Annotated in this window: 29 protein-coding genes and 1 pseudogene; 5 read left to right on the top strand and 25 right to left on the bottom strand. The window is 51.7% G+C overall.

Annotated elements, in window-relative coordinates; genetic code table 11:
• Nucleotides 1–9 precede the first annotated feature (9 nt).
• A complete protein-coding gene (locus BLU57_RS00505) occupies nucleotides 10–1,185 on the top strand; it encodes a M20 aminoacylase family protein (RefSeq protein WP_090314910.1) in 1,176 nt (391 codons plus the stop codon).
• A gap of 811 nt (nucleotides 1,186–1,996) precedes the next feature.
• On the opposite strand, the gene sucD is transcribed toward BLU57_RS00505, so the two are convergent.
• From sucD to BLU57_RS00610, 22 genes and pseudogenes are all read right to left on the bottom strand, one after another.
• Nucleotides 1,997–2,884 carry a succinate--CoA ligase subunit alpha gene (sucD, locus tag BLU57_RS00515; protein ID WP_090314913.1) on the bottom strand — a complete coding sequence of 296 codons (888 nt, stop codon included), beginning with the start codon at nucleotides 2,882–2,884 and terminating at the stop codon, nucleotides 1,997–1,999.
• 9 nt (nucleotides 2,885–2,893) lie between these two features.
• Nucleotides 2,894–4,072: a malate--CoA ligase subunit beta gene (locus BLU57_RS00520; RefSeq protein WP_090314915.1), complete on the bottom strand. Its 1,179-nt coding sequence runs from the start codon at nucleotides 4,070–4,072 to the stop codon at nucleotides 2,894–2,896.
• A gap of 96 nt (nucleotides 4,073–4,168) precedes the next feature.
• Complete coding sequence (locus BLU57_RS00525; protein ID WP_090314917.1) at nucleotides 4,169–5,119, bottom strand: HpcH/HpaI aldolase/citrate lyase family protein; 951 nt, start codon at nucleotides 5,117–5,119, stop codon at nucleotides 4,169–4,171.
• A gap of 296 nt (nucleotides 5,120–5,415) precedes the next feature.
• Nucleotides 5,416–5,691, bottom strand: a complete 276-nt coding sequence (locus BLU57_RS00530) for a hypothetical protein (protein WP_090314920.1) — start codon at nucleotides 5,689–5,691, stop codon at nucleotides 5,416–5,418.
• Nucleotides 5,692–5,720: 29 nt separating this feature from the next.
• Nucleotides 5,721–6,059, bottom strand: coding sequence for a hypothetical protein (locus BLU57_RS00535; protein WP_090314922.1), 339 nt, complete (start codon nucleotides 6,057–6,059; stop codon nucleotides 5,721–5,723).
• Nucleotides 6,031–6,597, bottom strand: a pseudogene (locus tag BLU57_RS00540) (RHS repeat-associated core domain-containing protein); the annotation flags it as partial. The gene BLU57_RS00535 and the pseudogene BLU57_RS00540, both read right to left, overlap by 29 nt.
• 12 nt (nucleotides 6,598–6,609) lie before the next feature.
• Nucleotides 6,610–6,996 (bottom strand): hypothetical protein, encoded by a 387-nt coding sequence (locus tag BLU57_RS16170; protein ID WP_218131609.1) that lies wholly within the window; start codon nucleotides 6,994–6,996, stop codon nucleotides 6,610–6,612.
• A 405-nt stretch (nucleotides 6,997–7,401) separates the two neighbouring features.
• Nucleotides 7,402–7,767 (bottom strand): RHS repeat-associated core domain-containing protein, encoded by a 366-nt coding sequence (locus tag BLU57_RS00545; protein WP_090314926.1) that lies wholly within the window; start codon nucleotides 7,765–7,767, stop codon nucleotides 7,402–7,404.
• A gap of 77 nt (nucleotides 7,768–7,844) precedes the next feature.
• The gene (locus BLU57_RS00550) at nucleotides 7,845–8,075 is read right to left on the bottom strand and encodes a hypothetical protein (protein WP_143026924.1); all 231 of its coding nucleotides are present in this window, start codon (nucleotides 8,073–8,075) and stop codon (nucleotides 7,845–7,847) included.
• A gap of 34 nt (nucleotides 8,076–8,109) precedes the next feature.
• Nucleotides 8,110–8,442: a hypothetical protein gene (locus BLU57_RS15725; RefSeq protein ID WP_143026925.1), complete on the bottom strand. Its 333-nt coding sequence runs from the start codon at nucleotides 8,440–8,442 to the stop codon at nucleotides 8,110–8,112.
• A gap of 79 nt (nucleotides 8,443–8,521) precedes the next feature.
• The gene (locus BLU57_RS00555) at nucleotides 8,522–8,791 is read right to left on the bottom strand and encodes a hypothetical protein (RefSeq protein WP_090314930.1); all 270 of its coding nucleotides are present in this window, start codon (nucleotides 8,789–8,791) and stop codon (nucleotides 8,522–8,524) included.
• Between the two features lie 57 nt (nucleotides 8,792–8,848).
• Complete coding sequence (locus BLU57_RS00560; protein ID WP_090314932.1) at nucleotides 8,849–9,823, bottom strand: ADP-ribosylglycohydrolase family protein; 975 nt, start codon at nucleotides 9,821–9,823, stop codon at nucleotides 8,849–8,851.
• Nucleotides 9,824–9,828: 5 nt separating this feature from the next.
• Entirely contained in the window at nucleotides 9,829–10,011 is a 183-nt protein-coding gene (locus tag BLU57_RS00565; RefSeq protein ID WP_090314933.1) for a Trm112 family protein, read from the bottom strand.
• 21 nt (nucleotides 10,012–10,032) lie between these two features.
• Nucleotides 10,033–10,872 (bottom strand): ParB/RepB/Spo0J family partition protein, encoded by an 840-nt coding sequence (locus tag BLU57_RS00570; RefSeq protein ID WP_090315271.1) that lies wholly within the window; start codon nucleotides 10,870–10,872, stop codon nucleotides 10,033–10,035.
• Between the two features lie 24 nt (nucleotides 10,873–10,896).
• Complete coding sequence (locus BLU57_RS00575) at nucleotides 10,897–11,655, bottom strand: ParA family protein (RefSeq protein ID WP_090314935.1); 759 nt, start codon at nucleotides 11,653–11,655, stop codon at nucleotides 10,897–10,899.
• Nucleotides 11,652–12,332, bottom strand: coding sequence for a 16S rRNA (guanine(527)-N(7))-methyltransferase RsmG (gene rsmG, locus BLU57_RS00580; protein ID WP_090314938.1), 681 nt, complete (start codon nucleotides 12,330–12,332; stop codon nucleotides 11,652–11,654). Before rsmG ends, BLU57_RS00575 begins: the two co-directional genes overlap by 4 nt.
• On the bottom strand, nucleotides 12,329–14,227 hold the full coding sequence (mnmG, locus tag BLU57_RS00585; RefSeq protein WP_090314940.1) for a tRNA uridine-5-carboxymethylaminomethyl(34) synthesis enzyme MnmG: 1,899 nt from the start codon (nucleotides 14,225–14,227) through the stop codon (nucleotides 12,329–12,331). The genes rsmG and mnmG overlap by 4 nt, the downstream gene beginning before the upstream one ends.
• Before the next feature lie 220 nt (nucleotides 14,228–14,447).
• Entirely contained in the window at nucleotides 14,448–14,792 is a 345-nt protein-coding gene (locus BLU57_RS00590) for a nucleotidyltransferase family protein (protein ID WP_090314942.1), read from the bottom strand.
• Nucleotides 14,785–15,174, bottom strand: a complete 390-nt coding sequence (locus tag BLU57_RS00595) for an HI0074 family nucleotidyltransferase substrate-binding subunit (protein WP_218131610.1) — start codon at nucleotides 15,172–15,174, stop codon at nucleotides 14,785–14,787. The genes BLU57_RS00590 and BLU57_RS00595 overlap by 8 nt, the downstream gene beginning before the upstream one ends.
• A 194-nt stretch (nucleotides 15,175–15,368) precedes the next feature.
• Nucleotides 15,369–16,091, bottom strand: a complete 723-nt coding sequence (locus BLU57_RS00600) for a TIGR02391 family protein (RefSeq protein ID WP_090314946.1) — start codon at nucleotides 16,089–16,091, stop codon at nucleotides 15,369–15,371.
• Nucleotides 16,092–16,301: 210 nt separating this feature from the next.
• Nucleotides 16,302–16,595, bottom strand: coding sequence for a type II toxin-antitoxin system RelE/ParE family toxin (locus tag BLU57_RS00605; RefSeq protein WP_176776333.1), 294 nt, complete (start codon nucleotides 16,593–16,595; stop codon nucleotides 16,302–16,304).
• Nucleotides 16,595–16,801: an addiction module protein gene (locus BLU57_RS00610; RefSeq protein ID WP_090314948.1), complete on the bottom strand. Its 207-nt coding sequence runs from the start codon at nucleotides 16,799–16,801 to the stop codon at nucleotides 16,595–16,597. Before BLU57_RS00610 ends, BLU57_RS00605 begins: the two co-directional genes overlap by 1 nt.
• A gap of 174 nt (nucleotides 16,802–16,975) precedes the next feature.
• Between BLU57_RS00610 and BLU57_RS00615 the strand changes: the two genes are divergently transcribed.
• The 3 genes from BLU57_RS00615 to BLU57_RS00625 all read left to right on the top strand — a co-directional run bounded on the left by BLU57_RS00615 (nucleotide 16,976) and on the right by BLU57_RS00625 (nucleotide 22,973).
• Nucleotides 16,976–18,373, top strand: coding sequence for an efflux transporter outer membrane subunit (locus BLU57_RS00615; protein ID WP_090314950.1), 1,398 nt, complete (start codon nucleotides 16,976–16,978; stop codon nucleotides 18,371–18,373).
• A 152-nt stretch (nucleotides 18,374–18,525) separates the two neighbouring features.
• Nucleotides 18,526–19,773 carry an efflux RND transporter periplasmic adaptor subunit gene (locus BLU57_RS00620; RefSeq protein WP_090314952.1) on the top strand — a complete coding sequence of 416 codons (1,248 nt, stop codon included), beginning with the start codon at nucleotides 18,526–18,528 and terminating at the stop codon, nucleotides 19,771–19,773.
• Nucleotides 19,770–22,973 carry a multidrug efflux RND transporter permease subunit gene (locus BLU57_RS00625; RefSeq protein ID WP_090314955.1) on the top strand — a complete coding sequence of 1,068 codons (3,204 nt, stop codon included), beginning with the start codon at nucleotides 19,770–19,772 and terminating at the stop codon, nucleotides 22,971–22,973. Before BLU57_RS00620 ends, BLU57_RS00625 begins: the two co-directional genes overlap by 4 nt.
• A 140-nt stretch (nucleotides 22,974–23,113) precedes the next feature.
• Here BLU57_RS00625 and BLU57_RS00630 read toward each other — a convergent pair whose 3' ends face one another.
• A complete protein-coding gene (locus tag BLU57_RS00630; RefSeq protein ID WP_090314959.1) occupies nucleotides 23,114–24,481 on the bottom strand; it encodes a DEAD/DEAH box helicase in 1,368 nt (455 codons plus the stop codon).
• Nucleotides 24,482–24,697: 216 nt separating this feature from the next.
• Between BLU57_RS00630 and BLU57_RS00635 the strand changes: the two genes are divergently transcribed.
• Nucleotides 24,698–25,846: a methyltransferase gene (locus BLU57_RS00635; protein WP_090314961.1), complete on the top strand. Its 1,149-nt coding sequence runs from the start codon at nucleotides 24,698–24,700 to the stop codon at nucleotides 25,844–25,846.
• An 11-nt stretch (nucleotides 25,847–25,857) separates the two neighbouring features.
• Here the strand turns inward: BLU57_RS00635 and BLU57_RS00640 are convergent, their stop codons facing one another.
• Together BLU57_RS00640 and BLU57_RS16795 are read right to left on the bottom strand one after the other, a co-directional pair.
• Nucleotides 25,858–26,196, bottom strand: coding sequence for a nucleotide pyrophosphohydrolase (locus BLU57_RS00640; protein ID WP_256206039.1), 339 nt, complete (start codon nucleotides 26,194–26,196; stop codon nucleotides 25,858–25,860).
• Between the two features lie 4 nt (nucleotides 26,197–26,200).
• Complete coding sequence (locus tag BLU57_RS16795; protein ID WP_090314964.1) at nucleotides 26,201–26,371, bottom strand: type II toxin-antitoxin system Phd/YefM family antitoxin; 171 nt, start codon at nucleotides 26,369–26,371, stop codon at nucleotides 26,201–26,203.
• Nucleotides 26,372–26,393 lie beyond the last annotated feature (22 nt).

Below are 26,393 nucleotides of genomic sequence, written 5' to 3' on the forward strand. Positions count from 1 at the left end.
TAATTAACTATGAACATTGCCCCGGAAATTCAAGCATTACAGGCCGACATGCAATGTTGGCGCAGATACATTCACCAACACCCGGAAACGGCGTTTGAAGAAACCGCAACGGCCCAATTGATTGCGGAGCAACTGCAACAAGCCGGGATCGAAGTACATCAAGGGCTGGCGAAAACCGGTGTCGTAGGCGTACTGCGCCGTGGCAACAGCCGTAACAGCATTGCGCTGCGCGCCGATATGGATGCGCTTTATATCCAGGAACAAAACCGCTTCGATCACGCTTCCTGCCAAAGCGGCAAAATGCACGCCTGTGGCCACGATGGGCATTGTGCCATGCTACTCGGTGCCGCGCATTATTTGGCCAAGCATGGTCGTTTCGATGGCACCGTGTATTTCATTTTCCAACCGGCGGAAGAATGCCGTGCCGGGGCGTTGCAAATGATCGACGAAGGCTTGTTCGAGCAATTCCCGGCGCAGCGGGTGTTTGGCATGCATAACTTCCCGGATGTACCCGCTGGTCATTTCGCCGTTAAAACCGGTCCGATGATGGCGTCGTTCGATTGTTTTGAAATCACCTTAAAAGGCCAAGCCACCCACGCCGCCATGCCGCATCTCGGCAACGATGTGCTGATCGTAGCGGCGAACTTGGTCACACAATTGCAAACCATCGTCAGCCGCCGGATCGATCCCGCCGATTCCGCTGTGGTCAGCGTTACGCAAATACACGGCGGTAACACTTGGAACGCGCTGCCGGATACTGCCGTCATTCGCGGCACCTTCCGCAGCTTCAAAAATTCCGTGTGCGATCAACTGGAACAAGGCATCCGTCAACTGGCGCAAAGCGTCGCGCAGGGTTTTGGAATTCACGCCGACATCCTGTTCAACCCCGAAAACCCCGGTTATCCGGTGACCATCAACAGTCCGGAAGAAACCGCCAGCGCCATCCGCGCCGCCATCGCTGTTGCCGGTGAGCCATGCGTCGACACTGCACCAACTCCCAGCATGGGTGCCGAAGACTTCGCCTTCATGCTGCAACAAAAACCCGGCTGCTACATCTGGATCGGCAACGGCAGCTCGCAAGGTAGTTGCTTGCTGCACAATCCGAACTACGATTTTAACGATGAGATTTTGCCGTTGGGCGCGGCGTATTGGGTTAAATTGGTGAAAAATGAGTTGTTTGTTTAATTTCTTTTTGATCTATATTGCAGGATGTTTCAAGTGTAAGAATCACTAGCGTTGTTTACAGTATTTGGAAGAATACTGTAGATGAGCATACATAACGATTAACTTTATTGGATCGCCAGGAAATCTGGCGGCTATATCAAACCCGGCTGTGGAAGGTAGCGCATTTGGTGGAACGCTTCCATGTCAGCCGGCCAACGATTTATGATGTACTGAAACTCGCGAGACTCCAGGAATTTACTCCAAGCGCTATAACAAGTCTTACCCAGGCGAGCTTGTTCACTTCGATACCAAGCGGCTTTCCTTGTTGAAAGGACAATCCGCCAATGAATCTCGCGAATATCTGTTTGTGGCCATCGACGACTTCTCCAGGGGGCTGTATGCCGAACTCAGCACAGCACAGCTAGCTTTCTCATAGACACTGTCATTGCCCAATGTCTGCATCAGATCGACCGTGCTTATTCCAATAACGGTAGGGAATTTAAAGGAACTGACGGCAAAGCCGAACGAGTCATCCGCACGCTAATGGATATGTGGCATAGCCAACTTGCTTTAAGGATAGCGCCGATTGGCGCATTCTGCTTTTCCGTTTCATTAACTTCTACAATACCGTAAAAGCCCCATATGAGTTTGAATAATGCAACCCCTTACGAAACACTCAACGCTTATTTTAATCAACACTCTCTGCAAACAACCCTGAGATTTCTTGCATCGATACTGTTAACTGTCAACACCGCAATTTTCACTTGACCAAACAAAAAACCCGGAAGCACGCTCCCGGTTTTTTATTTTTACAACAACTACGATTTGAGAATTACAGCTTCGCCAGCACTTCCGCGACCGTTTGTCCCATCAGCGATGGAGTAGGGCAGATGGTGACGCCGAGTTCTTTCAGCATCGCGACTTTTTCGGCGGCGCTTTCACCGGCGGAGGAGATGATCGCACCGGCGTGACCCATGCGGCGGCCTTCGGGTGCGGTCAGTCCGGCGATGTAAGCCACCAGCGGTTTGCTCATGTTTTCTTTCGCAAATCGTCCGGCTTCGACTTCTTGCGGGCCGCCGATTTCGCCGATCATCAGCGCGACTTTGGTTTCCGGGTCTTGTTCCAACCGTTCCAGGATGTCGCGGTGCGAGCTGCCGGGGATCGGGTCGCCGCCAATGCCGACTGAGGTGGAAATACCGATGCCAAGCGCGCGCATTTGATCGGCGGCTTCATAGCCCAGCGTGCCGGAACGGCCGACCACGCCGATGTTGCCGCGGATATAGATATGGCCAGGCATGATGCCGAGCATAGCGCGGCCGGGGCTGATGGTTCCAGCGCAGTTCGGGCCGGTCAGCAGCATGCGGTCTTCTTTCGGAAAACGACGCAGGAAATTCTTCACTGTCATCATGTCTTGCGTCGGAATGCCATCGGTGATCGAAACGCAGTATTTGATCCCGGCGTCGGCAGCTTCCATAATGGAATCCGCCGCGAACGCGGGCGGCACGAACACAATGCTGGCTTCCGCACCGGCTTGCTCGACCGCTTCCTTAACGGTGTTGAATACCGGTAAGCCCAGATGCGTTTGGCCGCCTTTACCGGGCGTAACGCCGCCGACCACGTTGGAGCCGTAGTCGATCATTTCCTGCGCGTGAAAAGTACCGATTCTGCCGGTAAACCCTTGAACGATGATGCGTGTTTTTTCGTTGATTAATATCGCCACTTTGAACTCCTAGGCTTTTGCGACGACGTCGTTACGGGCGCGGACGACTTTTTCCGCAGCTTCCGCTAACGTTTCGGCGGTGATGATCGGCAGACCGCTGTTCGCAATGATGCGGCGGCCTTCTTCTACGTTGGTGCCGGACAAACGGACCACCAGCGGGATTTTCATGTCGATGTTTCTGACGGCTTGCACCACGCCTTCGGCGATCCAGTCGCAACGGTTAATCCCGGCGAAAATGTTCACCAGCATGGCTTTGACGTTGGCATCGGCGAGCACCAGACGGAATGCTTTTTCGGTACGCTCAGCAGATGCGCCGCCGCCGACATCGAGGAAGTTGGCGGGTTCGCCGCCAGCCAGTTTGATCATGTCCATTGTGGCCATCGCCAAGCCCGCGCCGTTGATCATACAGCCGATGTCGCCATCCAGACCGACGTAGCTCAAACCGGCTTCAGCCGCAGCGACTTCGCGGTGATCGACTTGCGTGTTGTCGCGCAGTTCGGCGATTTTATGGCGGCGGAACAAGGCATTTTCGTCGAACACCATTTTGGCGTCGAGTGCGATGATGTCGTTATTCGCGGTAACAACCAGCGGATTAATTTCCAGAATATTAGCGTCCAGGTCGCGCAATGCGCGGTAACAGCCTTTGATGGTTTTCACCGCATGATTCAGTTGCGCTGCATCGATACCCAGCGCAAACGCCATTTTGCGCGCTTGAAAATCCTGCAATCCGACCGCGGGTTCGACATAAATCTTGATGATCGCTTCCGGATTGGTCACGGCGAGTTTTTCGATTTCCATGCCACCTTGCGCCGAGCCGATCATGATCACGCGTTCACTGGTGCGGTCGATCATGAACGACAGATAGATTTCCTTGGCGATTTGCGTTCCGGCTTCAACGTACAAGCGGGTGCAGACTTTTCCCGCCGGACCGGTTTGGTGCGTTACCAGTTTTTTGCCAAGCAGCGCTTCAGCGGCTTGTTCGACTTCCGCGTGCGTTTTGCAGACTTTGATACCGCCCGCCTTACCGCGCGCGCCGGAATGGATCTGCGCTTTGACGACCCAGACATTACCTTCGATTTCGCGAGCGCGTTGCACCGCTTCTTCGACGGTGTAGGCCAGACCGCCTTCCGCGATCTTGACGCCGTACTCCGCCAGTATTTCTTTTGCTTGATATTCGTGAATATTCACTTCAATTTCCTCAACAATCGCATTAATACGTTAATTTTTATCGTTTCAAACCATCCGGCCCTAAAGACAAAGGCCGCATTGAGCGGCCTTTATTCATTAACCGTTTTTTGCTGCAATCGCTTCAGCGACTTTCACCACATTATTGGCCATTCTTTCAGAAGCCGCATCGATTAAGCGGCCATCCAGCGCAGCGGCGCCTTTGCCTTGCGCGGCGGCTTCCTTGAGTGCAGCCAGAATACGTTTAGCTTTCTCAATTTCTCGCTCGGGTGGCGTAAACACATCGTTGGCCAGCGGAATCTGCGTCGGATGAATCGCCCATTTGCCTTCGCAACCCAGCGCGGCGGCGCGTTTGGCTGCCAGCACATAACCGTCGGGATCCTTGATATCGCCGAATGGCCCGTCGATAGGCCGTAAACCGTACGCACGGCAAGCCACGATCATGCGGCTGATGGCGAAATGCCATTGATCGCCGGGATAATCGGGATTCAAGCCGCCGATGTTGGTGGTTCTGGCGCGGTTACTGGCAGCGTAGTCAGCCACGCCGAAGTGCAATGCTTCCAATCGTCCGGCCGCGCCGTTACGCGCGATGTCTTCCACGTTGGCCATGCCGAGCGCGGTTTCGATCAATGCTTCCAGACCGATGCGGTTTTTCAACCCTTGTTGCATTTCGAGCTGGGTGACCATGGCTTGTACCATATAGATGTCTGCATAGACACCGGCCTTAGGAATCAGCAGCGTGTCGATCTTGCTTCCGGCTTGCTCGACCAGATCCACCACATCGCGCACCATGTATTGTGTATCAAGGCCGTTGATGCGCACGGAAACGGTAATGCCGTGTCCTTTCCAATCCAAATCGTTGAGCGCTTGGATGATGTTTTTACGCGCCTGAATTTTATCGTCCGGCGCGACGGCATCTTCAAGATCAAGAAAAACGAAGTCAACACCGCTGTTCAGTGCTTTCTCAAACATGCCCGGGCTGGAACCTGGAACGGCCAATTCACAGCGTTGTACCCGCTGAACGGTGGTTTCATAAAGCGTGTGACTCATTTTTCCTCCAGAATTAATAAATTTATAAATAATCGATAAGGCTAATAAGACGAATAGGCCGAATGCATTATTGGGTTTCTTAGTGTCATTTCATCTGAACTGCGCGCAATGGCAGCAATGGATTTAAGACAGACTGTGGTTCGTGATTTAACAACGCAGGCAATCGTGAAGAGATGAATGGATAGAATGTTTTTTGCTTTTTGTTGTAAAGACTAATTATTCAGCAAATTATATCCATTCCGCGAGAATTTATCTACTGAGCCGTCCGTGCGGAAGGATGATGCAAGCTCATCCTTCTACTTACTTACCATTAACGACTTCAATATTTCTAAAGTTTTATTCATTTCTTCATAATTATTTTTTTGAGACCCAGAGGCTCGCTTTGTAAAAATCCAGTCAGCCATGCTATCAATTCTATCTTTATAAAACTGATGTAACGCTTTTACTGACACCCGTGGTATTGGAGGATCCAAAATCCACCATTTTTCTTGATCGCGAATTAACCGGAGTTTTACAACATCTTGTTTCAAATCATCAGCAATTATCTTTCTTCCAGGTAATCCACTACCCATACTTTTTGCTATCCGATCAAAAACAACGGTTACAACCGCAGTATTTTTTTAACTAAAATATTTGTGATTTCAAATGACTTAACAACAAAAATTGGATCCGCCTCAAATGCAATAACTTTTCCAAGTAATTCAGGATCTTTTCTGCTCTCTTCTTTTCGTCGGCTTGTTGTATATTTTGCAATATCCATTCGCATATCTGGATCACCCTCGAATTCAGCGAGGCAAAATTTTTCCGCGACAATCCTTACAGCATCAACTGCAGTGAGGGATTTAGCCCAGATACTGTGATTGAATGATACATAGCATACAATAGCTAAGAGTATGAATATTATATGCTTACTACTTAATATTATTGTTTGGTTTGTCATATCGATACCATGTTACTGTCCCCATTGATTTTTCCCACCAAGTTATCTGAGCAGCACCAAATGGCACCCCTAGTCTGCGAGCAGACCAGGAATCATACCTAGCGCCTGCTTTAGGATCGAAAATTAATACATGACCATTCCATTGTCCTACGTCACCCGGCTGAGGCTTATTATAAGGAACAGGCTTAAAACGCAGGTTATCCAGAAACATTTTAGAATTTGAATATTCATAAGGATAACCTGCCTCCTCATAGATTTTCCAAATAGACCCAGAACAATCAGCTCTATCTCGACTTGACCTTGCACCACCATTCTCATAATAAGGTACTCCTGACCAAGTTCTAGCAACTTCAGTAATCCGTTGCCCTTCCTCAAACGAAATTAGTTCCAAACCCAGCAGATCAAAATTCAAAACTGGATTCCCACCCACATAGCCCCAGACATTGATTCCCCCCGCAAGCCCAATCGGATCCGGCGAGATGTATCTGCCAGTCTCTGGTTCATAATAGCGGAAGTAGTTGTAGTGTAGACCGGTTTCCTTATCGAAGTACTAGCCGGGGAATCTTGGATGGTATTCAATAAATTGACCGTTGCCGTCCGGGTCTTCGTTGGACAGATTGGCACCGAAAGCGCGGGTGTTTTCCCAGCGCCAGACCGGGGTGTTGCTTTGGTTCACGATCACTCGTGGGGTGTTGTGAGATGATCGGTATGAACATAATGCACGGAGCGGATTGGTGGCGGCGGGTTTCGTGATTACGGCAACCGGAATATTATCTAGCCAGACGGTTTCCTGCCTGACCAGCCAATCATCGGTTGACGTGGTTGTTGATACATTATCCCGGTATTCGCCGATTAATTGTCCGCTTGGATCGTAGAAGAACAAAAACTTCGGACTCAGCGAGAATGTTCGATGACGCGTTACTTCTGGATGACGCAAGCTTATCCAGACTACTTGCTACGGAGCAAATCCTCGTAGGTGCCAAATTACCAGCATTGCAATAAATTGGATCCCCCACCATTGGCCTATAATCAAAAAAACTATCACTGCCATTTTGAACAACATACTACCCGGGATCAACCTCAAGATCAAACTGCTGTAATGACATGTGCTATCAAAAGCACGTTGAGCAATAAGAAGTTATTGTCACCCAGCCAGTATGTTTTTTGTGCCCACAAAGTTAGCGCAGCCATGCCAGCACAGATAGTTAGAGCCGCTAGTAATTTGCTAGTCATGGTCATCGACCGAAGATAATGATGGCACCCCGACGGTAGTGATCATAATCTCCTTCCGTTTCAGGTGCAGGTGGTCTAGACCATCGTCTTGGATCACTTGGCAATGCCCTTAATTCGTCGACAAGCTTCTTGTCACATGATACTTCCGGGGCGGGGGCGGCTCCTTTATTCCCACCACCAAAACCGCCGCTCCATTTGCCCCCCAGTTGCCATTGGTCGGACTATCAAGTACCGGGTTCCTACCACCTGCATGTTTCACCAATAATTCGCATTCAATCCTCCAAACATTCATTCCACCTGCTAGATCAATCGGATCGGGCGAGATGTAGCTGCCGGTCACCGGTTCATGATAGTGGAAATAGTTGTAGTGCAAACCGATTTCCTGTCTGACCAGGCAATCATCGATTGGCGCGCTTGTTGATGCATTGTCGCGATATTCGCCGATCAATTGCCCACCGGGAACGTAAAAGAACAAAAACTTCGGACTCAGTGAGACATGTTTGATGACGCATCACCTCTGGATGACGCAAGCTTATCCAGGCTACTTGCTATTCAGAATATCGACATCAAAATTGCCGCAATTTTATCGTTACGGAGAAACAACCAAGTCACTAATAAATCATCAGCTTTATTTGGTCCATATGCTACTGCTTTATCAAAACCCATTTCTTGGCTTGATGCAAAAAATTCATCACGAATCAGTTCGTCCAGTTCTTTTCCAATTCGAACATACTGCGGAGATCCATATAGCTGAATAGCTTTTTCATATTTGTCTCCAACCACGAGTCCTTCCAGCGTTTTAAGCTGATCGAACGGTTTAATCGGTCGTTCCGCTTTCGCGCAAACTGCGCTTATCACTTACTAAAATACTCACGATTAATGGTGGAGTGTCATTGTGGATAGTAAACTTCAAAAATAATTTCTGGTTGAGAGCTTCATAGCAATGAAAAGACTCTTCGCCTTCATTCTTAAGTGCGCCACTTCCATAAATTTGAGTCAAAAATCTCTCTTTTGGTGCGTGTTGATCAAAGCAGAATTGCGCGATGCAAGTCGGCCACTTATTCCTTTGTTCTTTTGCCGGTAATATTTCCCCGAATACCAAGGAAGAGCTAAATAAAATCCAAACTAAACTGAGTAATAATGATTTCATGCTAATGCCCTGTGTATGGGATCGGAATACCTGGATCGGCGTTGAAAATCCTCATTCTGACCTCGAGTACATCCCAAAGTTACATACCAGCCTTGTCGAGGCGCTTGAGAATCACCAAAGTTGTTATTTGGACAGGAGCCACCGACATGAATATTTCAATGTCTAGTATCGCCGGTATCAATATAAGCGCCATTCGGTCCATATGATTTACTTGGCGCTCTATACCGCGTACGCACATTTGGTGTTGAGAAAGCATCTTGAGCTCCAGGTAAAGCGCAACTGCGGCTTTGGTAGCTCCAGCAGGCCCTGGAATGGTTACCCATGTTGATCCAATTGCTGCCGCTTGCAACCAGAATGGATTCCGGCTGCGGTGAATTCTTGGTAAGTTTCGAATTTACAGGAAAGTCTACTGAGACGAGAGCTGTGCGCAAGCGTCAGCGGCAACCTTTAAACTGCGCAACCGCCCTAGCCACTCCAGCGGTATCGAATTCCCGCCGTTTTGCTGTGCGGTATAAGCCGCCATGATCGCGCCGAGCATGATGGAACGGCCGCAGCTATCGCCGCCGATGCGGATATTTTCTTCGATGGCCGTACGGTAATCGGGGGCGTGTTGGACGATATGCGCAATCACCGGCAAACCTTGCGGCACATGGCAGGCATTACCGAAACGCTTGGCAACAGCCACGCAGTCCAGTGTTTTTACTTGCAGCGCCACTTCCAGCAGCGGTCTTAATTTCTCACCGGCATGCGGAAGTGAACTGGCCAGTGCCTGCTGAACTGGCTGGCCGTTCAATACCGCCAGCAAAACGCATCCTGCGTACTGCGCCGCCGCAACGGCGGTGTCATTGTTATTGGTCAGCCGCACCGCTTGTTCGATTTTCGCGTTGAGCGCATCTTGCGATTCATCATGGATCGCCACGATTGCCGGCAATGCCGCCAATGCGGCAAACTGATCGTCATCCGCGCCGGATTGCAGCGGAAAATCTTCCGGCTTGAGTGGTAGCAATGTTTGCAGGGTTAAGCGCGACGGCGAATCGATATAACCTTGATACCCGCCCCCGGGGCCGAAATAGCTGCGATATTCGCTCTGGTAATCGACACGATAGAATTTGCCGTGCCGCGCAATATGCCGCAGCATCAACAAGCACAATTCGCCATAAGCGGATGAGTCGCCCGCTTGCTTATTGCCGTGCGCGAAATAACCGCTGACACCGGCATAATCGCTGGCATCCGGTCGCAGAAAAACCAATCCTTTGCTTTCCTCAATCTGAGCGATACGCTCCGAATCATAGAGCCAATGCAACCCCAGCGATGCGGCATCGCCAACCAAGGCCCCCAGAATAGCCGCCACACGCGGCTCAAGCTTGATACTCGAATTCATCGTTATTATTTTATTTCAACTTCGTCCGGTATCCGGCGCGCTTCATCCTCCAGCATCACTGGGATGCCGTCCTTGATTTGGAATGCCAGCCGATCGGGCTTGCAGATCAATTCCTTATCGTCTTTTTTGTAGAGCAGCGGCCCTTTGCACAATGGGCACACCAAAATATCCAATAACCTTGCGTCCATAATTTTCCTTATTCGTTCTTTCTAGAATTTACTGAGAATATCATCCAATTGATCCAGACTGGTATAGTGGATCACGATATTGCCCTGACCGTTCTTTTTCGGCTTGATCGCCACCTGCGCGCCCAGGCGCTCGGAGACATTCTCCTGCAACCGTAACAGGTCGCGGTCAGGCTTCTGCATTTTTTTCGGTGCCGGATGCTCAAGCTGATTGACCAGCCTTTCGGTTTCGCGCACGGACAATTGTTTTTGCGCGATCATATTGGCAATTCTAACTTGCTGCGCAGCATTGAGCGGCAGCAGCGCGCGGCCATGCCCCATATCGATTTTACCCTGCATCATCAATTCCTGCACCGGTGCGGACAAATTCAGCAAGCGCAGTAAATTGGAAATCGTGCTGCGCGAATTGCCCAGGGCTTCTCCGGCGGATTGGTGCGTCATGCCGAATTCATTGATCAGGCGCTGAATCCCCATGGCTTCTTCCAGCGGATTCAGGTTTTCACGCTGGATATTCTCGATCAGCGACATCGCCAGCGCCGATTCGTCGGCAACTTTGCGGATCAATACCGGCACTTCGCTCAATCCCGCCAATTGCGCAGCACGCCAGCGGCGTTCTCCGGCGATGATCTCAAAGCGATCCGTGTCAATGGGACGCGCCAGAATCGGCTGCATGATGCCTTGCGCCTTGATCGATTCGGCCAGTTCCGCCAGCGCTGCTTGATCCATATTGGTCCTAGGCTGGTATTTACCGGGCTGCAATTTGGATATTCCGATATTCTGCAACGATTCTTCCGCCAGCGCGGCGTTGCCGTCGCCCGACAATAAAGCATCCAGTCCGCGCCCCAATCCTTTTTGTTTTGTCATATTACCCATTCCCTTACGTTGCGGTCACGCGTTGAGTATTTCCTTAGCCAGCTCCAAATAAGCCTGCGCGCCTTTGGATTGCCCGTCGTGATACAACACCGGCAAGCCAAAACCGGGCGCTTCGGCCAGACGCACATTGCGCGGTATCACCGTACGGTAAACCTTATCGCCGAAATGCTTCTGTAATTGATCGGAAACCTGCTGCGCCAGAATATTGCGCGGATCGAACATGGTGCGCAGCAGCCCTTCGATGCGCAACACGGGATTAAAGCTGCCACGCACGCGTTTGATGGTATTGACCAGATCGCTCAAGCCTTCCAGCGCATAATATTCGCACTGCATCGGAATCATCACCGCGTGCGCCGCGCATAAACCGTTAAGCGTCAGCAAATTCAGCGCAGGCGGGCAATCGATCAGAATGTAATCGTATTCGTGCTGGATTTCTTGCAATGCGGTCTTGAGTCGCGCTTCGCGTTGCGGAAAATCAACCATTTCGACTTCCGCACCGGCCAGATCGCGATTGGCGGGGATCAGATCGTATTTTCCTTGCGTGCCGCTCACCAGTGCTTGTTGTATTTCCGCATGACCGAGCAACACGTGATACACCGTGGTTTTCACTGTCTGTTTGTTCGTGCCGCTGCCCATTGTGGCATTTCCTTGCGGATCGAGATCGACCAACAGCACGCATTTATCGGCAGCCGCCAGACTTGCCGCCAAATTGACGCTGGTGGTGGTTTTGCCGACACCGCCTTTTTGATTGGTAATGGCTAGAATTTTCGTCACGGACCTGATTCCTGCGTTTGTGGAGCTGAATCAAAATTGCTCTTTTTGATGATGATCAATTGCCTGGCGGCATCCAATCCGGGCACTGTCAGCGCAACAATCTTTTCAATGCCAAAGGGAGTGCGGATCTGTTTCAGTTCATTTTCAGCGCAATTCGCCTTCATTGCGACCCAGCGGCAATTGGCAGAATTTTCCGCGGGCAAATGCCGGGTTAATGCGATAAATTCACCTAATTCCGAAAATGCGCGCGTAATAACGGTATCCACCTTGCCAGCCAGCCGGACCTCCTCGACGCGCTGCGCCATGATTTCCACGTTCTGCAATGCCAGTTCAATTTTAACTTGCCGCAAGAAAGCCACTTTCTTCTGATTGCTTTCCACCAAGGTCACTTGCCAATCCGGTCTTGCCAGCGCGGCCGGAATGCCTGGTAAGCCTGCGCCGGTGCCAACATCGATAATGTGCGGTCCATGAATATGCGGCAACACCGCCAAGCTATCCAGCACATGCTGCACCAGCATGTCATGCGGATTTCGGATCGCGGTCAAATTATGGATTTTGTTCCATTTTTCGATCAGCAATAAATAATGCGCGATGCTTCCGGCAAGCTGTTCTTGCGTCGCGGTAAAATCCGCTCCGAGCGCTTGCAAGCCGTGCATAATCTGCTGCTGCAAGGTCATGCGCTTTGTTTTTTGTCATTGACTGCAAAGCCACGTTTCAAATGCACCAGCAATAACGAAATCGCCGCCGGTGTAACGCCGGAAATGCGCGATGCCTGGCCGATGGTTTCGGGTTTGTGTTGATTCAGTTTCTGCTGCACTTCGTTGGATAATCCCTTGACCATGCAATAGTCGATTTCCTTCGGCAGCAAGGTATTTTCATATTGCGCCTGGCGCGACACTTCTTCCTGCTGCCGCTGGATATAGCCATGATACTTGGCCTGGATTTCAACCTGTTCGGCGACTTGCGCGCTCGCAACCGATTCGCCCGCGCCGGGCAAGGTCATCAATGTCGCATACGTCACATCGGGGCGCTTCAGCAATTCAGTCAGCGTGTATTCGCGCTCAATGCCTTTGCCGAGCACACGAATGGCATCCTGCTCCGGCAATGTACCGGGCAACACGCGAATCGAATCGAGCCGCTGTTGTTCTTTCTCGATCGCTTCCTGTTTATTAGAAAACGCTTCCCAGCGCTGATCGTCGATCAAACCTAACTTCCTGCCGGTTTCGGTCAGACGTAAATCGGCGTTGTCTTCGCGCAATTGCAAACGGTATTCCGCGCGGCTGGTGAACATCCGGTACGGCTCGGTCACGCCGGAAGTCACCAAATCGTCGACCAGCACACCCAGATACGCCTCGTGGCGTTGCGGTAACCATGCTTCCTTCTCTTGAACTTTCAACGCGGCATTAACACCCGCCAGCAACCCTTGCGCGGCTGCCTCTTCATAACCGGTCGTGCCGTTGATTTGCCCGGCGAAGAACAAATTCCCGATGTTTTTGGTTTCGAGCGAGCGTTTCAAATTGCGCGGATCGAAATAATCGTATTCGATGGCATAACCGGGCCGCGTGATATGCGCATTTTCCAGACCGGCAATCGAATGAATCAGCTTAACCTGCACGTCAAACGACAGACTGGTTGAAATGCCGTTCGGGTAGATTTCATGCGTGCCCAAACCTTCCGGTTCAAGAAAAATCTGATGCGATTCGCGCGCGGAAAAACGTACCACCTTATCTTCAATAGAAGGACAGTAACGCGGCCCGACACCTTCGATTTTTCCGGTAAACAGCGGTGAATCGACCAAGCCGTCGCGGATGATATCGTGCGTCTCCGCATTCGTATGCGTGATCCAGCAGGAAATCTGGCGCGGATGCCGGATGCCGGTATCGATCAGCGAAAATGACGGCGCCGGTTGATCACCGGGTTGCTCCAGCAGTTTGGCATAATCCATGCTGCGCCCGTCGATGCGCGGTGGCGTACCGGTTTTCAGCCGGCCGGCCGGAAATTCCATTTCACGCAAGCGTTGCGCTAACGTGATTGATGGCGGATCGCCCGCCCGGCCCGCTTTGAAATGGGTTTTGCCGATATGCGCCAATCCGGCCAGGAATGTGCCGACCGTCAAAATCACCGCGCGCGCCCGTATCTTGAGCTGCAACTGCGTGATCACACCGACCACGCGATCCTGCTCGATAATCAAATCGTCGACCGCTTGCTGCATTACCCGCAAATTCGGCTGGTTCTCCACACGGCTGCAGATCGCTTGCTTATACAACACACGATCGGCTTGCGCGCGCGTCGCCCTAACCGCCGGACCTTTACTCGAATTCAACACACGAAACTGAATCCCCGCCTCATCCGCCGCCAATCCCATCGCACCGCCCAACGCATCGATCTCCTTCACCAGATGACTTTTGCCGATGCCGCCGATCGACGGATTGCACGACATTTGCCCGATGGTCTCGATATTATGTGTCAGCAACAACGTCTTGCAGCCCATGCGCGCCGCCGCCAGCGCAGCTTCGGTTCCGGCATGCCCACCGCCGACCACAATAATGTCAAAATCCATGTGATTACTCATAGTGTTAGATGATTGATAATTCAGACAGCACAAGAAGAATTTAATCGATTGGTTTCACGTGAAACCTTGCCTGCATTCATTGTAAGCTAAAAGGGTGAAATTTACGCGTGCAATTATAGGTGGCAGGAAATAATGAAAGCAAGCCGATGTTACAAAGAAATGGCGAATTCGAGCAATAGTGCAATTCTCCAGGTTAGGAGGGCCATTAATCATTACACTTTCAAGCCCCCATCATTCTTGCGTCAGAGCTATACTCTGACTGCACAATCACTCTATCCCGCTCGATCACTTTTCTAAAAACCTCGCTCGCCGTCGTCCAATCGACAATATCCACTTTGTACGGCAGATCTGATTCCGCGAATGCTTCCGCCAATTGCGCTGCCAAATCTAATCCAAACGGTTTATTCCCGCTGATCGCCAAATCCAGATCGGAATATTGCTTGGCACGGCCGGTAGCGCGGGAGCCAAAAGCCCACACGGTACAATCCGGAACATGCGCACGCAAAATGTTTCGTATGATCAGCCAATCGGCTTCGGATACGTCGATCAGCGGCTGGTCACTCATTCGACAAGCGTTGCATTAATTGCTGATGCAAATATTGCGCTTCTTTCAGAAAACCCGGAATCGCATCAACTACCTCGCGAGCAATCGCCTCATCGTAAGTATGGCTTGTTTTTGCCCGCATATCGCGATACCGCCGCCATTGCACCCAATCTCCCAGCAACAAACCCTGTTCATTGGCGGAACGAATCAAATAATGGAAATCGGCTTGGTCAAACTCCACCGAATTGGCTGCCGATGCTTCCAGGTAGCGTTTGAGCATTTTATGCGCAAGCTCGTAAGTAATTTTTAAGCGCTGAATTAAGCCATCGCGGATTTGCGTATCATTGATATCGGATTGATAGCGCACCCAGCCTTCCGCCAACCGGGTAATTGCGTTCGTCAAAAAAGAAATATCGAGAGGCATGAGCGGAGCGCTAAATTTTAGTTTTAGATCAAATTTCAATAAATCGTCAACACTCAACACTCTTAAATATTACATTTAACATTGGCGGTAACATGCGAACGGAATGCCATAGGCACGGAGGGAACCCAAAGCACAGCTTTGGGCCGTCACGTTGACCGAAAGGTTAGGACCCATCATCTAGGATGGCTCCTTGAGTCGATGATCTTAAGTAAGTGACTTGCAAGAATGATCATTTCAACCGCGTCAGTCGCAGATAGATCGACCTTCCTATGACTATGAGGATTTTTATAAGACCCTAATGCACCGGCAGCAAGGCTAGCTAGAGCTTCCCGTTCAGCTATCGGCTTAGACGTATCTGAAAGAGGCCCATTGTGAGGATGAAATGCTCTGCGAGCGAGATCAACTCCGTAATCGGTTGCGTTGAAGCCACCCCTATCACGGATTGCGACTTCCACTTCTCGAAATGCTTGAAAAACGGCCGTGTCGTAGCTCCCGCGTAAAAAAGCCGACCAACATGACTCTGCAATCGTCGGATGTAGTAATTTACGTGGAAGAATTACAGAATTTGTGTAAGCAGACAGCTCCGCTCGATTTCGCATCTTTTTACCTCGCCGGGTAATGAAATGCCAACCGAATGCATCACCAGGTTTTGGAGCAATTAATCCTTCCTGGACAAGCCAATGCCATCCTTCAGCCATCGCAAACGCGATTTGATCTCGAATACTCGGATCAAATGCTCCCAAAGTATCTAGATGAGTAAAACTAGTCGGGTGCAATCTAGACGCCGTATTTGGGCTTTCCGAGTTGATTAGCTCTAGAGCAAGACCCGCCAATTCTTCTGGCTCAAGTTCTAGCACTGCATTTGCATCCGATATTATTTCGAACAGCGTTGCCATTGGATAGACCCTAACTAGAATTATACGACCGAAATGACACAATATAATGCGTCAATAATAAAATTAACAAATAAAAACAGTATGCTATTTACTTCAGCTTTCTAAAAATAATGCGTCAGCAATATTTTCAATACAACACACTCGATGAGAATATCAGCAAGGACGCTCGAACCAATTCAATATTGCAGCGTCTATTCAGGCGGTTATTTGTCATTTGCTACGGTTGATCCAATAATCCGGTGCGCGATGCAAATGAGCTACCGCGATAATATAAATCCGGTCGGTTTCGACGGAATATAGCAATTTGTAGGGGAAGCGGCTTAGCATCATGCGCCGGATATCGCCTTGCTCAACCTGTGCAGCCAGCGGCCAATTACGTATTCGAATCAGTGCATTTCTGACATCCGTGCGGAATTGAGCGCCCAATCCTTGCACTTGGCATTCGTAGTAACGTTCACCGTCTTCAAATTCCGCCTTGGCTTCGAGTGAAAACTCGACATGCATCAGAATTCACCGATGACATCACTGGCCGGAATACCTTTAACTTTGCCTTCGCGATAAGCTTGCAGACGACGCTCGGCTTCTTCGATCCAAATACGATCCAGCTCGGGATCAATACGATCGAGGCTATGCAGAAGTTCATCGATCACTGCAAAGCGCTCGGCTGGGGGTAATTTCACTGCTTCTGCTATTAATTCTTTTTTGTCCATGGCGATGACTGCCTTCTTATTGATTTCCGCGATGTTACTACTATTAATGATAGCCGCATTTCATACTTAACGGGTAGTCCATGCAATCAACATGTCCAGATGTTGTCTATAGTCTATAATCAAACAATGACCGATTTCAGCAATACATAAAAAAGGCTAATCTCCAGTCCCGAAATGAAACAAACGCAAAACTGGCTTCGCACCTTATCTATCCTTCCTATCCTGCTGCTCACTGCCTGCGCGATGGGGCCGGACTATATTCGCCCGCAGGTCGATGTCGCGGAGAAATTCCGCATGGCGCCGATGGAGGGTGAATCGGTTGCCAATTTGCGCTGGTGGGAGTTGTTGCAGGATGAAACGTTGCAGCAGCTAATCCGGCAGGCTTTGCAGGAAAACAAAAACCTCAAGCAAGCGGTGGCTACTGTTGAAGAGTTTGAGGCGCGTTTATATACCACGCGCATGGGATTTATTCCGAACATCGGCGCCGATGCCAATGCGCCGGCTTTCGGCACGCTCGGCGGGTTTCTGCGTCCGGGCTTTGCGACGCCGTTCAACTATTACGGCCAGACCACGCTGAATTGGGAATTGGATATCTGGGGCAAAATCCGCCGCTCCAACGAGGCAGCGCGCGCCGATCTGCTGGCGCAGGCGGAAAACCGGCACGCCGTGATTCTGACGCTGGTCAGCGCGGTGGCGCAATCTTACTTCGATCTGCTGCAACTCGACATGCAGCGTGAGATCGCCCAGCGAGCCTTGAATTCCTGGGAAGAGTCTGTCGCCATTGCGCAGGCGCAGTTGCTCGGCGGCATCATTCCCCGCCTTGATTTCGATCAATTCCAAGCCGAACGCGCCAATGCCGCCGCTCGCATTGCCGACCTGGAGCGGCAAATGCGGCAAAAAGAGAACGAACTCAGCGTGCTGCTGGGAAAAAATCCGGCACCGGTGGCGCGCGGCCATACCTTGATCGAGCAAGTCATGCCGCCGGAAGTACCCGCCGGGTTACCATCGGAATTGCTGCAGCGGCGTCCCGACATTGTACGTTCCGAGCATATGCTAGCGGCGGCGACGGCAAAAATCGGCGTGGCTAAAGCGGCGCGCTTTCCCAAGATTTCGATTACCGGTTTTCTTGGCGTGGCCAGTCCAGCGATCTCCAATCTGCTACTTTCTGGCAGTGAATTCGGCGCGGGCGGGCTTGGTCTGGCCGTACCGTTGTTAAACGCGCAAAGCTTGGGATTCGAGCAGCGCGCAGCGGAAGCGCAAGCGCGGCAGGCGTTGGCGCAATACGAACAGACCATTCTGGTGGCCTTCAAGGAAGTTGAAGATGCCCTGGTAGCGGTGCGCACCGCCAACGATCAGCGCAAGGCGCAGCAAGAACAAGTGGAGGCGCTGCGCTCGGCATTGCAGGTAGCCGATCTACGTTACCACGGCGGCATTACCAGTTATGTCGATGTGCTGCTGGCCAAACGCAACTTGTTCGACGCGGAATTCGCGCTGATGGCGACCCATCGCCTGCATCTGGTATCGATCGTGCAGCTTTACAAAGCATTGGGTGGCGGATGGGTGTTGCTGTAAGCACCGGCCTGTAGCAGGCGAGCACGTAAGCAGCTGGAACTTATCGCGCGCCAGTTAAAACATAAAATTTTAAATAGTCTGGCAGCAGTTTAAGTACATTTTTCCTGACCTGCTTCTCCATTAAATAATCAAAATAACCCAGAGTCGACGCTATGCAGAAAATATTTCAATGGATCAATGCCCGTGAAGCTCGAAGCAGTTCCACCACGGCATATTGTTTGACGGTTTTGTTGCTCGTGCTGTTAACAGCCTGTTCGGGCCAGCCGCCGGAAAATCCGGCGCCACCGCCACCGCAGGTCGAGGTCATTACCATAGTGCCGCAAACGGTTGACGATCAGCCGGAATTCATCGGGCAGACCGAAGCTTTCCGGCCGGTTGAGATTCGCCCACAAGTCAGCGGTATTATCAAAAAAATTCATTTCACCGAAGGGCGGAATGTCAAACAAGGCGACAAGCTATACCTGATCGATCCGGTGCCCTTTAAGGCCATTTACCTTAGCAACAAAGCAAAAGTTGCACAATCCCAAGCACGCCTGACCCAAGCCAAGCAGGATCTGGCGCGTGTCAAACCGTTGCTGGAAAAGCAAGCCGTCAGCAAGAAAGACGTCGATGACGCCGAGGCCGGAATGCTGGCAGCCCGCGCGACGCTGGAAGCCGCACAAAACGATCTGATCAAAGCAAAATTCGATCTCGATAACACACTGATCACCGCACCGGTCAACGGCCGTATCGGCCGCAGCCAGTTTTACGAAGGGCGTCTGGTTTCCGCGCAGGAATCGCTACTCGCCACGATCGATCAGCTCGATCCGATGTATGTCAACGTCAATGTACCGGAAAGCTATTTGCTGCGCCGCCGCCGCGAATTGGCTGCACATAAGGTGGAACGGCCCGACATTTTCCAGCTACGCGGCGTCATGACGTTTTCCGATGGCAGCGTGTATCCGCATGAAGGCATACTGGATTTCGCCGATGTCACGATACGGCCGCAAAGCGGATCGTTGCAGGGGCGTTTCAAATTTCCCAATCCGGAAGGCGGCATGGCGCCGGGAGATTCCTATTTTTATCCCGGTCAGTTCGTCAGAGTCCGTATCAAGGGTTATATCCGCAATAACGCCATGCTGACCCCGCAACGCGCGGTGCAGCAAGGTCCCAACGGTTCATTCGTGTATGTGATCGACGCTGAGGAAACCGCACAACTGCGTCCGGTGCAAGCCAGCGCTTGGCGTGGCAAGGATTGGTTGATCGAGAGCGGTTTGCAGCCGGGAGAACGCGTAGTGGTGGAAGGATTTTTCCGCATCCTGCCAGGGGTAAAAGTGCACGCGATTGAACAGCAGCAACAACTGCAGGAAAACGCTGCCATTCAGACATCCGATCAACCGGCTCAGCAGGTCGCACCATGAAGTCACATTTTTTCATCGACCGGCCTATTTTCGCATCGGTATTGTCGATCATCATCGTCGTGCTAGGTTTGGTGGCATTGCAGAAATTACCGGTTGCGCAATTTCCACAAATCACACCGCCGATGGTGCAGATCGACGCGGATTATCCCGGCGCCAGCGCAGAAGTCGTTGCCGAAGCGGTGGCGCGCCCGATCGAAGTGCAGTTACCCGGTATCGATAATCTGCTGTATTACGAATCGGTCAGTACCAACGATGGGCACATGATGCTGCGCTTGACCTTTGAGATCGGTACCGATGTCGATATCGCACAAGTGCAGACGCAGAACCGGCAACGCTTGGCTGAGCCGCAGCTGCCGGACGAAGTGGTGCGGCAGGGCGTGACGGTGAAAAAAACATCGCCGGATTTGCTCGCTGTGGTCATCCTGAGCTCCACCGATCCCAAGCATGATAACGTTTTTCTGTCTAATTACGCGTTGCTGCGCATACTCGATAATGTCAAACGCCTACCCGGCGTAGGCGACGCCATCATTTTCGGCGGCCAGAATTATTCCATGCGGCTCATCCTCGATCCGGTGCGCATGGCGCAACTGAACCTGACACCGAGCGAAATCGCCGCCGTGGTGCGCGAACAGAATCGCGATTTTCCGGCGGGACGGATCGGACGTGAACCGACGCCGGAAGGCACGGAAATGACCATTCCGGTGATTACCCACGGACGCATGAGCGAGGTCAAGGAATTCGAGGACATGATCGTGCGCGCTTACCCGGACGGCTCGATGGTGCGGCTGCGCGATGTGGCGCGCATCGAACTGGGAGCGCAATCGTACGATCTGGAGGGACGCTGGAACGGTCAGCCAAATACTTTCTTGCTGACTTTCCTGGCGCCCGGCGCCAATGCGCTCGAGACCGTGCGAGGTATCCGCGCGGAAGTGCAGCGCTTAAGCAAAAGCTTTCCGGCCGGGGTGTCGTACGATATTCCCTATGACACGACCACGTTCATCGATGTTTCCATTAAAGAAGTGTTGATAACGCTGGCGGAAGCGACACTGCTGGTGATTCTGGTAGTTTTTGTCTTTTTGCAAAGCTGGCGCGCTACGTTGATTCCCGCCGTGGCCGTTCCTGTTTCCTTGATCGGCACCCTGGCCGGTATGGAAATGCTGGGATTTTCCATCAATACACTGACGCTGTTCGGCATGGTGCTGGCGATCGGTATCGTGGTCGACGATGCCATTGTGGTGGTAGAGAACGTCGAGCGGCACATGAATCAAGGCGGTTTGTCCCCCAGGGATGCGGCGAAACGCGCCATGGAGGAAGTATCCGGTCCGGTGATCGCGATCGTGCTGGTGCTGGCCGCGGTGTTTTTGCCGGTCGCTTTCCTTGGTGGTATTACCGGCGAATTGTATAAGCAATTTGCCATCACCATTGCGTTGTCGGTCGCCATATCCGGTTTCGTCGCGCTAACCTTGAGTCCCGCTTTATGCGCGCTGGTGCTCAAACCTGCGCATCAAGCGCCGCAAGGGGTTTGGCAGTTGTTTAACCGCTCGTTCGATTGGATGCAGACCCGCTATATCGGTGCCGTAGCAACGATCATACGGCGTTCGGTGATCGCGCTGACGCTTTTCGCGGTGATGATTGCCGGTATCATCGGTTTGTTCAAAATTCTGCCAGGCAGTTTTCTGCCGGAAGAAGATCAAGGTTATTTCATCACCGTGGTGCAATTGCCGGACGGCGCTTCGATGACGCGCACACGGGAAGTGTTGAGTAAAATCGAAAGCTATTTTCAGGCGAATCCGGCGGTGCATTCCACCGATGTGCTGGCGGGCCAGAACTTTGTGTTCAGCACGCGCGGCGCTAATCAAGCCACCATGTTCGTTCCGCTGAATCACTGGGATACGCGCCCGAATCCCGAACAAAAAGTGCACGGCTTGATCGGCGCGGCTTTTCAGGAATTCGCCAAGATTCCCGAGGCGCTGATTCTGGCTTTCAATGCGCCTTCGATCAGCGGATTGGGATCGACCGGCGGATTTTCGGTGCAGATACAAGATCCCAGCGGCGGCGATTTCGCCGAGTTTGCTGCGGTGGCGCAGGAATTCACCGCCAAGGCCATGGAAAATCCGGCGATTGCCGTGGCCAGCACCAATTTCCGGGTCAGTGCACCAAGACTGTATGTAACGGTAGATCGTGAACGCGCCAAGGCCCTAGGGGTGCCGATTTCGGAAATTTTCGATACCATGCAGGCCTATTTCGGTAATTTTTATATCAATGATTTCGTCAAATTCGGCCGCATTTACCGGGTGCAAACCGAAGCATTGCCGGAATACCGCTCCAATCCCGACGATATCAGCAAAATTTATGTGCGTGCGCAAAGCGGCGCAACGTCGACCATGATTCCACTGGATTCGGTCGTCAATACCACATTCAACAGCGGCCCCGATCCGGTAACGCACTTCAACGGCGCCAATTCCGCGCTGGTGCTGGGCGGCGCCGCGCCGGGCTACAGCTCGGGGCAGGCGCTGGCCGCACTGGAGCAAGCCGCCGATGAAATTCTGCTGCCACGCGGCTACACGCTCGATTGGAGCGGTATTTCGCTGCAAGAGCGCAAAGCGGGCGGACAATCGGTCATGGTGTTTGCATTTGCCCTTCTGATGGTGTTTCTGGTACTGGCCGCTCTGTACGAAAGCTGGTCGATTCCGATGGCGGTGATTCTGGCGATTCCTTTCGGCATACTCGGCGCGCTGTTGGCGATATGGATGCGCGGTTTGAGCAATGATATTTATTTCCAGATCGGCTTGGTGACTTTGATCGGCTTGGCGGCCAAAAACGCCATTTTGATTGTCGAATTTGCCAATCAGCGCCACGCCGCCGGAGAAACGCTCACCGATGCGGCGCTGGATGCCGCGCGACTGCGCTTCCGCCCGATTATTATGACCTCAATGGCGTTCATTCTCGGCGTATTTCCCTTGGTGGTCGCATCCGGCGCCGGTGCCGCCAGCCGTCATTCGATCGGTACCGGGGTATTCGGCGGTATGCTGGCGGCGACATTTCTGGCAATCTTTTTCGTGCCGCTGTTTTTTGTGCTGATCGGTAAGATCGGTCACCGCGGCAAACTTCCACCCGCTGAGAGCGAACGCATTGAGGCCAAAGATCCTGCGCCACAAAAGGAAAATCAGGATCATCATCCAAGCGGTGATCAGAAGTAAACTGCTACACCGTCAATGTATTCGAGACAGCCGATGCAAGGCAGAAACAGGCGATAGCGCAGTTTCTGCTTAATAAATGAGCATTTTCAGCCTGTTTTAACACCACAGCGGCAACGCAAATAGTTTTTCAACGGCGCCTGCTAAACATTGCCATGACGTCCCCGTCCTCCACCCCCAGCACGGCGCTGAGCGGATGGCCGATTGGCCGCCGGATGCGCAGAGCCACCCAACCCAGCAGGTTTCTTAGCGGCTGGTTTTTTGCTTGGAGCATTTTTTGGTGCGCTACGCGGTGCGTTTCGTGAAGATGGCGCACCACGCGGCTCGCCGCCACGGCCATTTTTTATCGGCTCGGCTTTAATGCGTGGATCCGGTTCAAAACCGGCAATTACTTGACTGGGTAACTCACGCTTGATCAATCTTTCGATTGCTGTGAGTAACTTAGTTTCATCGACACACACCAGCGACACCGCATCGCCTTCCGCACCGGCACGGCCTGTGCGGCCGATTCGGTGCACATAATCCTCAGCCACATTGGGTAATTCAAAGTTAACAACGTGCGGCAGCTCACTGATATCAATGCCGCGCGCGGCAATATCGGTGGCCGCCAGCACTTGCAGGCTACCCGCCTTGAATTTTGCCAAAGCCTGAGTACGCGCCGACTGGCTTTTGTTTCCATGAATGGCAAGCGCTGAAATGCCGTTTGCTGCCAAAAATTCAGTTAGTTTATTAGCACCATGTTTGGTGCGAGTAAATACCAGCACTTGCGACCAGCGATGTTGTTTAATCAAATGCGCAAGTAGCTCTTTTTTGCGGTCACGATCTACGGGATGCACCACGTGCGTGACCTTGTCAGCAGTCGCATTACGGCGCGCAACCTCAATCATTACCGGCTTGTTGAGTAAATTATCCGCCAGTGCCTGGATTTCATCCGAGAAAGTGGCCGAGAATAATAAATTCTGCCGCTGCTTGGGCAGTAGTGCGAGAATTTTTTTAATATCGCGGATAAATCCCATGTCCAACATGCGATCGGCTTCATCCAGCACGAGAATCTCAACCTGCGACAGATTCAGCGTTTTTTGCTGCACATGATCGAGTAACCGTCCCGGCGTGGCGACCAATATATCCACACGGCTTTTCAGGCGCGTGATTTGCGGATTAATATTCACGCCGCCGATCATGATCATCGAGCTTAATTTCAGGTATTTGCCATAATCACGCACACTCTCTTCCACCTGCGCGGCCAGTTCACGCGTCGGCACAAGAATCAGCGCTCGTATCGGTGGCCGCCCGCTGGATGGTCCTTTGATACTTTTGTCGGAAAGACGATGCAAAATGGGTAAAGTAAAACCAGCAGTCTTTCCGGTGCCGGTTTGTGCACCGGCCAATAAATCACCGCCAGCCAATACGGCTGGAATGGCTTGTGTTTGAATGGGGGTAGGAACCGTATAGCCGCGTTCAGTGACGGCACGGATAATTTCATCGGACAAGCCGAAATTTGAGAAAGACATAAAAATCCAGGAGGGTTAACGGTCTGTCATAGCGACTATCGCATGACAATCAAGGTAAGCGGATGAAGGATACTGCCATAAATCCAGAACTTAAACTTATGATGAGTATAATATGGGTTGAACTTAAAATCTCAACTATAATTAATAAATTTCTCATACTTCCCATGCATTTATACTTCTATTCCGTGGCCCTATTATCCTGCTGCAATTCTCACAATGTGTGATTATCCCGTCATCCGCTGGCATGAAGCGGACGAAGAAAAATCAGCACGCTGGTGTTCGGAAAAGGATTTGCCGCCGCCTAAACGGGTGCAGGTTATTGACGACCGCATGCCTGCCGATACTGCTTATCGTCTGGCTTGTGAAGGAACGGCGTTGTTATGGCGCGGTGATTTCCAAAATGCGCGCCAACTGTTGCAAGCATTGGCGCGGCGTGTGGATAAAAAAAAGCCGGAGAAGCCCAAGCAGCAAGCCATTGTATCGCCCGCCGAAGCATTTCACCGGCACCGTCTGGTGCAATCACAACGCGCACGCACGCTGGAAAAATTATTGATTCCTTTTAATGCAGATCACAGTATCCCGCTACGCCGCGCACCGGATGTGCATGCCGCTTGCCTCGAAGCCTATGGCGCTTGCACCGGAGCGTATATTGCCTCGCTGCGCGAGCTGTTGGGATTGATCGGCGCTTACGAATGGCGTAAGAAAGGGATTGAAATTGCCGCGCTGGGTATGACGATACACCCGCATTACGGCGTATTTGCACCGATCCGCAACGAATATGTCAAATTGGTCACTCAAGCACCGCTACCCAAACTGCTAGCCACACAGTCCATCGCCTTCGACATCGGCACCGGCACCGGCGTATTGGCCGCCGCATTGGCATTGCGCGGCGTGCAACACATTACCGCGACCGATCAAGACCCACGCGCATTACAATGCGCACGCGACAATTTAACACGCTTGAATCTGATCGATCATGTCGAGTTAGTGCAAACCGATCTTTTTCCGCAAGGACAAGCGGCGCTGATCGTCTGCAATCCGCCGTGGATCCCGGCGCGCCCCAGCTCACCGCTCGAGCATGCCATTTTCGACCCGGAAAGCCGCATGCTGCGCGGATTTCTACAAGGTTTGCGCGATCATTTGCTGCCGGATGGCGAAGGCTGGCTGATTCTGTCGGATTTTGCCGAACATTTGGGATTGCGCACGCGCGAAGAATTGCTGCACATGATCGATGCGGCGGGCTTGAAAGTGCTAGGACGCACTGATATTAAACCGCACCATCCACGCGTTTCGGATACCAGCGATCCGCTGCACAGCGCCCGGGCTGCGGAACTCACGTCATTATGGCGGCTAGCAATAAAGTAGCCGGGGAATTGCTATAACTCAGTGTACTTTTTCGCACTGCCTTTGGATTTCTCGACCGGATACTTCAGCGCATTTTTCGCCATTTTTTCCAGTACGATCTGCTTCACGTCGAGATCGTATTTGTCGGCCAGCAGCAACGCAAACGCGATCACATCAGCCAGCTCTTCCTTGACACTATCGATATCCGCCTGCTCCGGTGCTTTCCACAAAAAAACCTCGAGCAGCTCAGCCGCCTCGATGTTCAGCGCCATCGCCAGATCCTTGGCGTTATGAAACTGCGCCCAATCGCGCTCATCGCGGAATTTGCGTAACGTCTCGGTGAGTTGCTGGATGTCGTTCAATTTTTTCAATCTGTTATCGCACGGCGCCTTTTCCAGCTTCCAACGCCTGATAATCTTCGAGAGAGATCAGAACAACTGGCGCTCCCTCTTTCCAGGTAATAATGACAGACACATGATCGTTGCAAACCCGTTTCATTGTTTGGGCTAAATTGGTGCAGATGGTTGAGTAATTAATTGTATTCATAGAAATACTATTTATAAAAGTA

The organism is Nitrosomonas oligotropha (assembly GCF_900106555.1).
GTDB classification, from domain to species: domain Bacteria; phylum Pseudomonadota; class Gammaproteobacteria; order Burkholderiales; family Nitrosomonadaceae; genus Nitrosomonas; species Nitrosomonas oligotropha_A.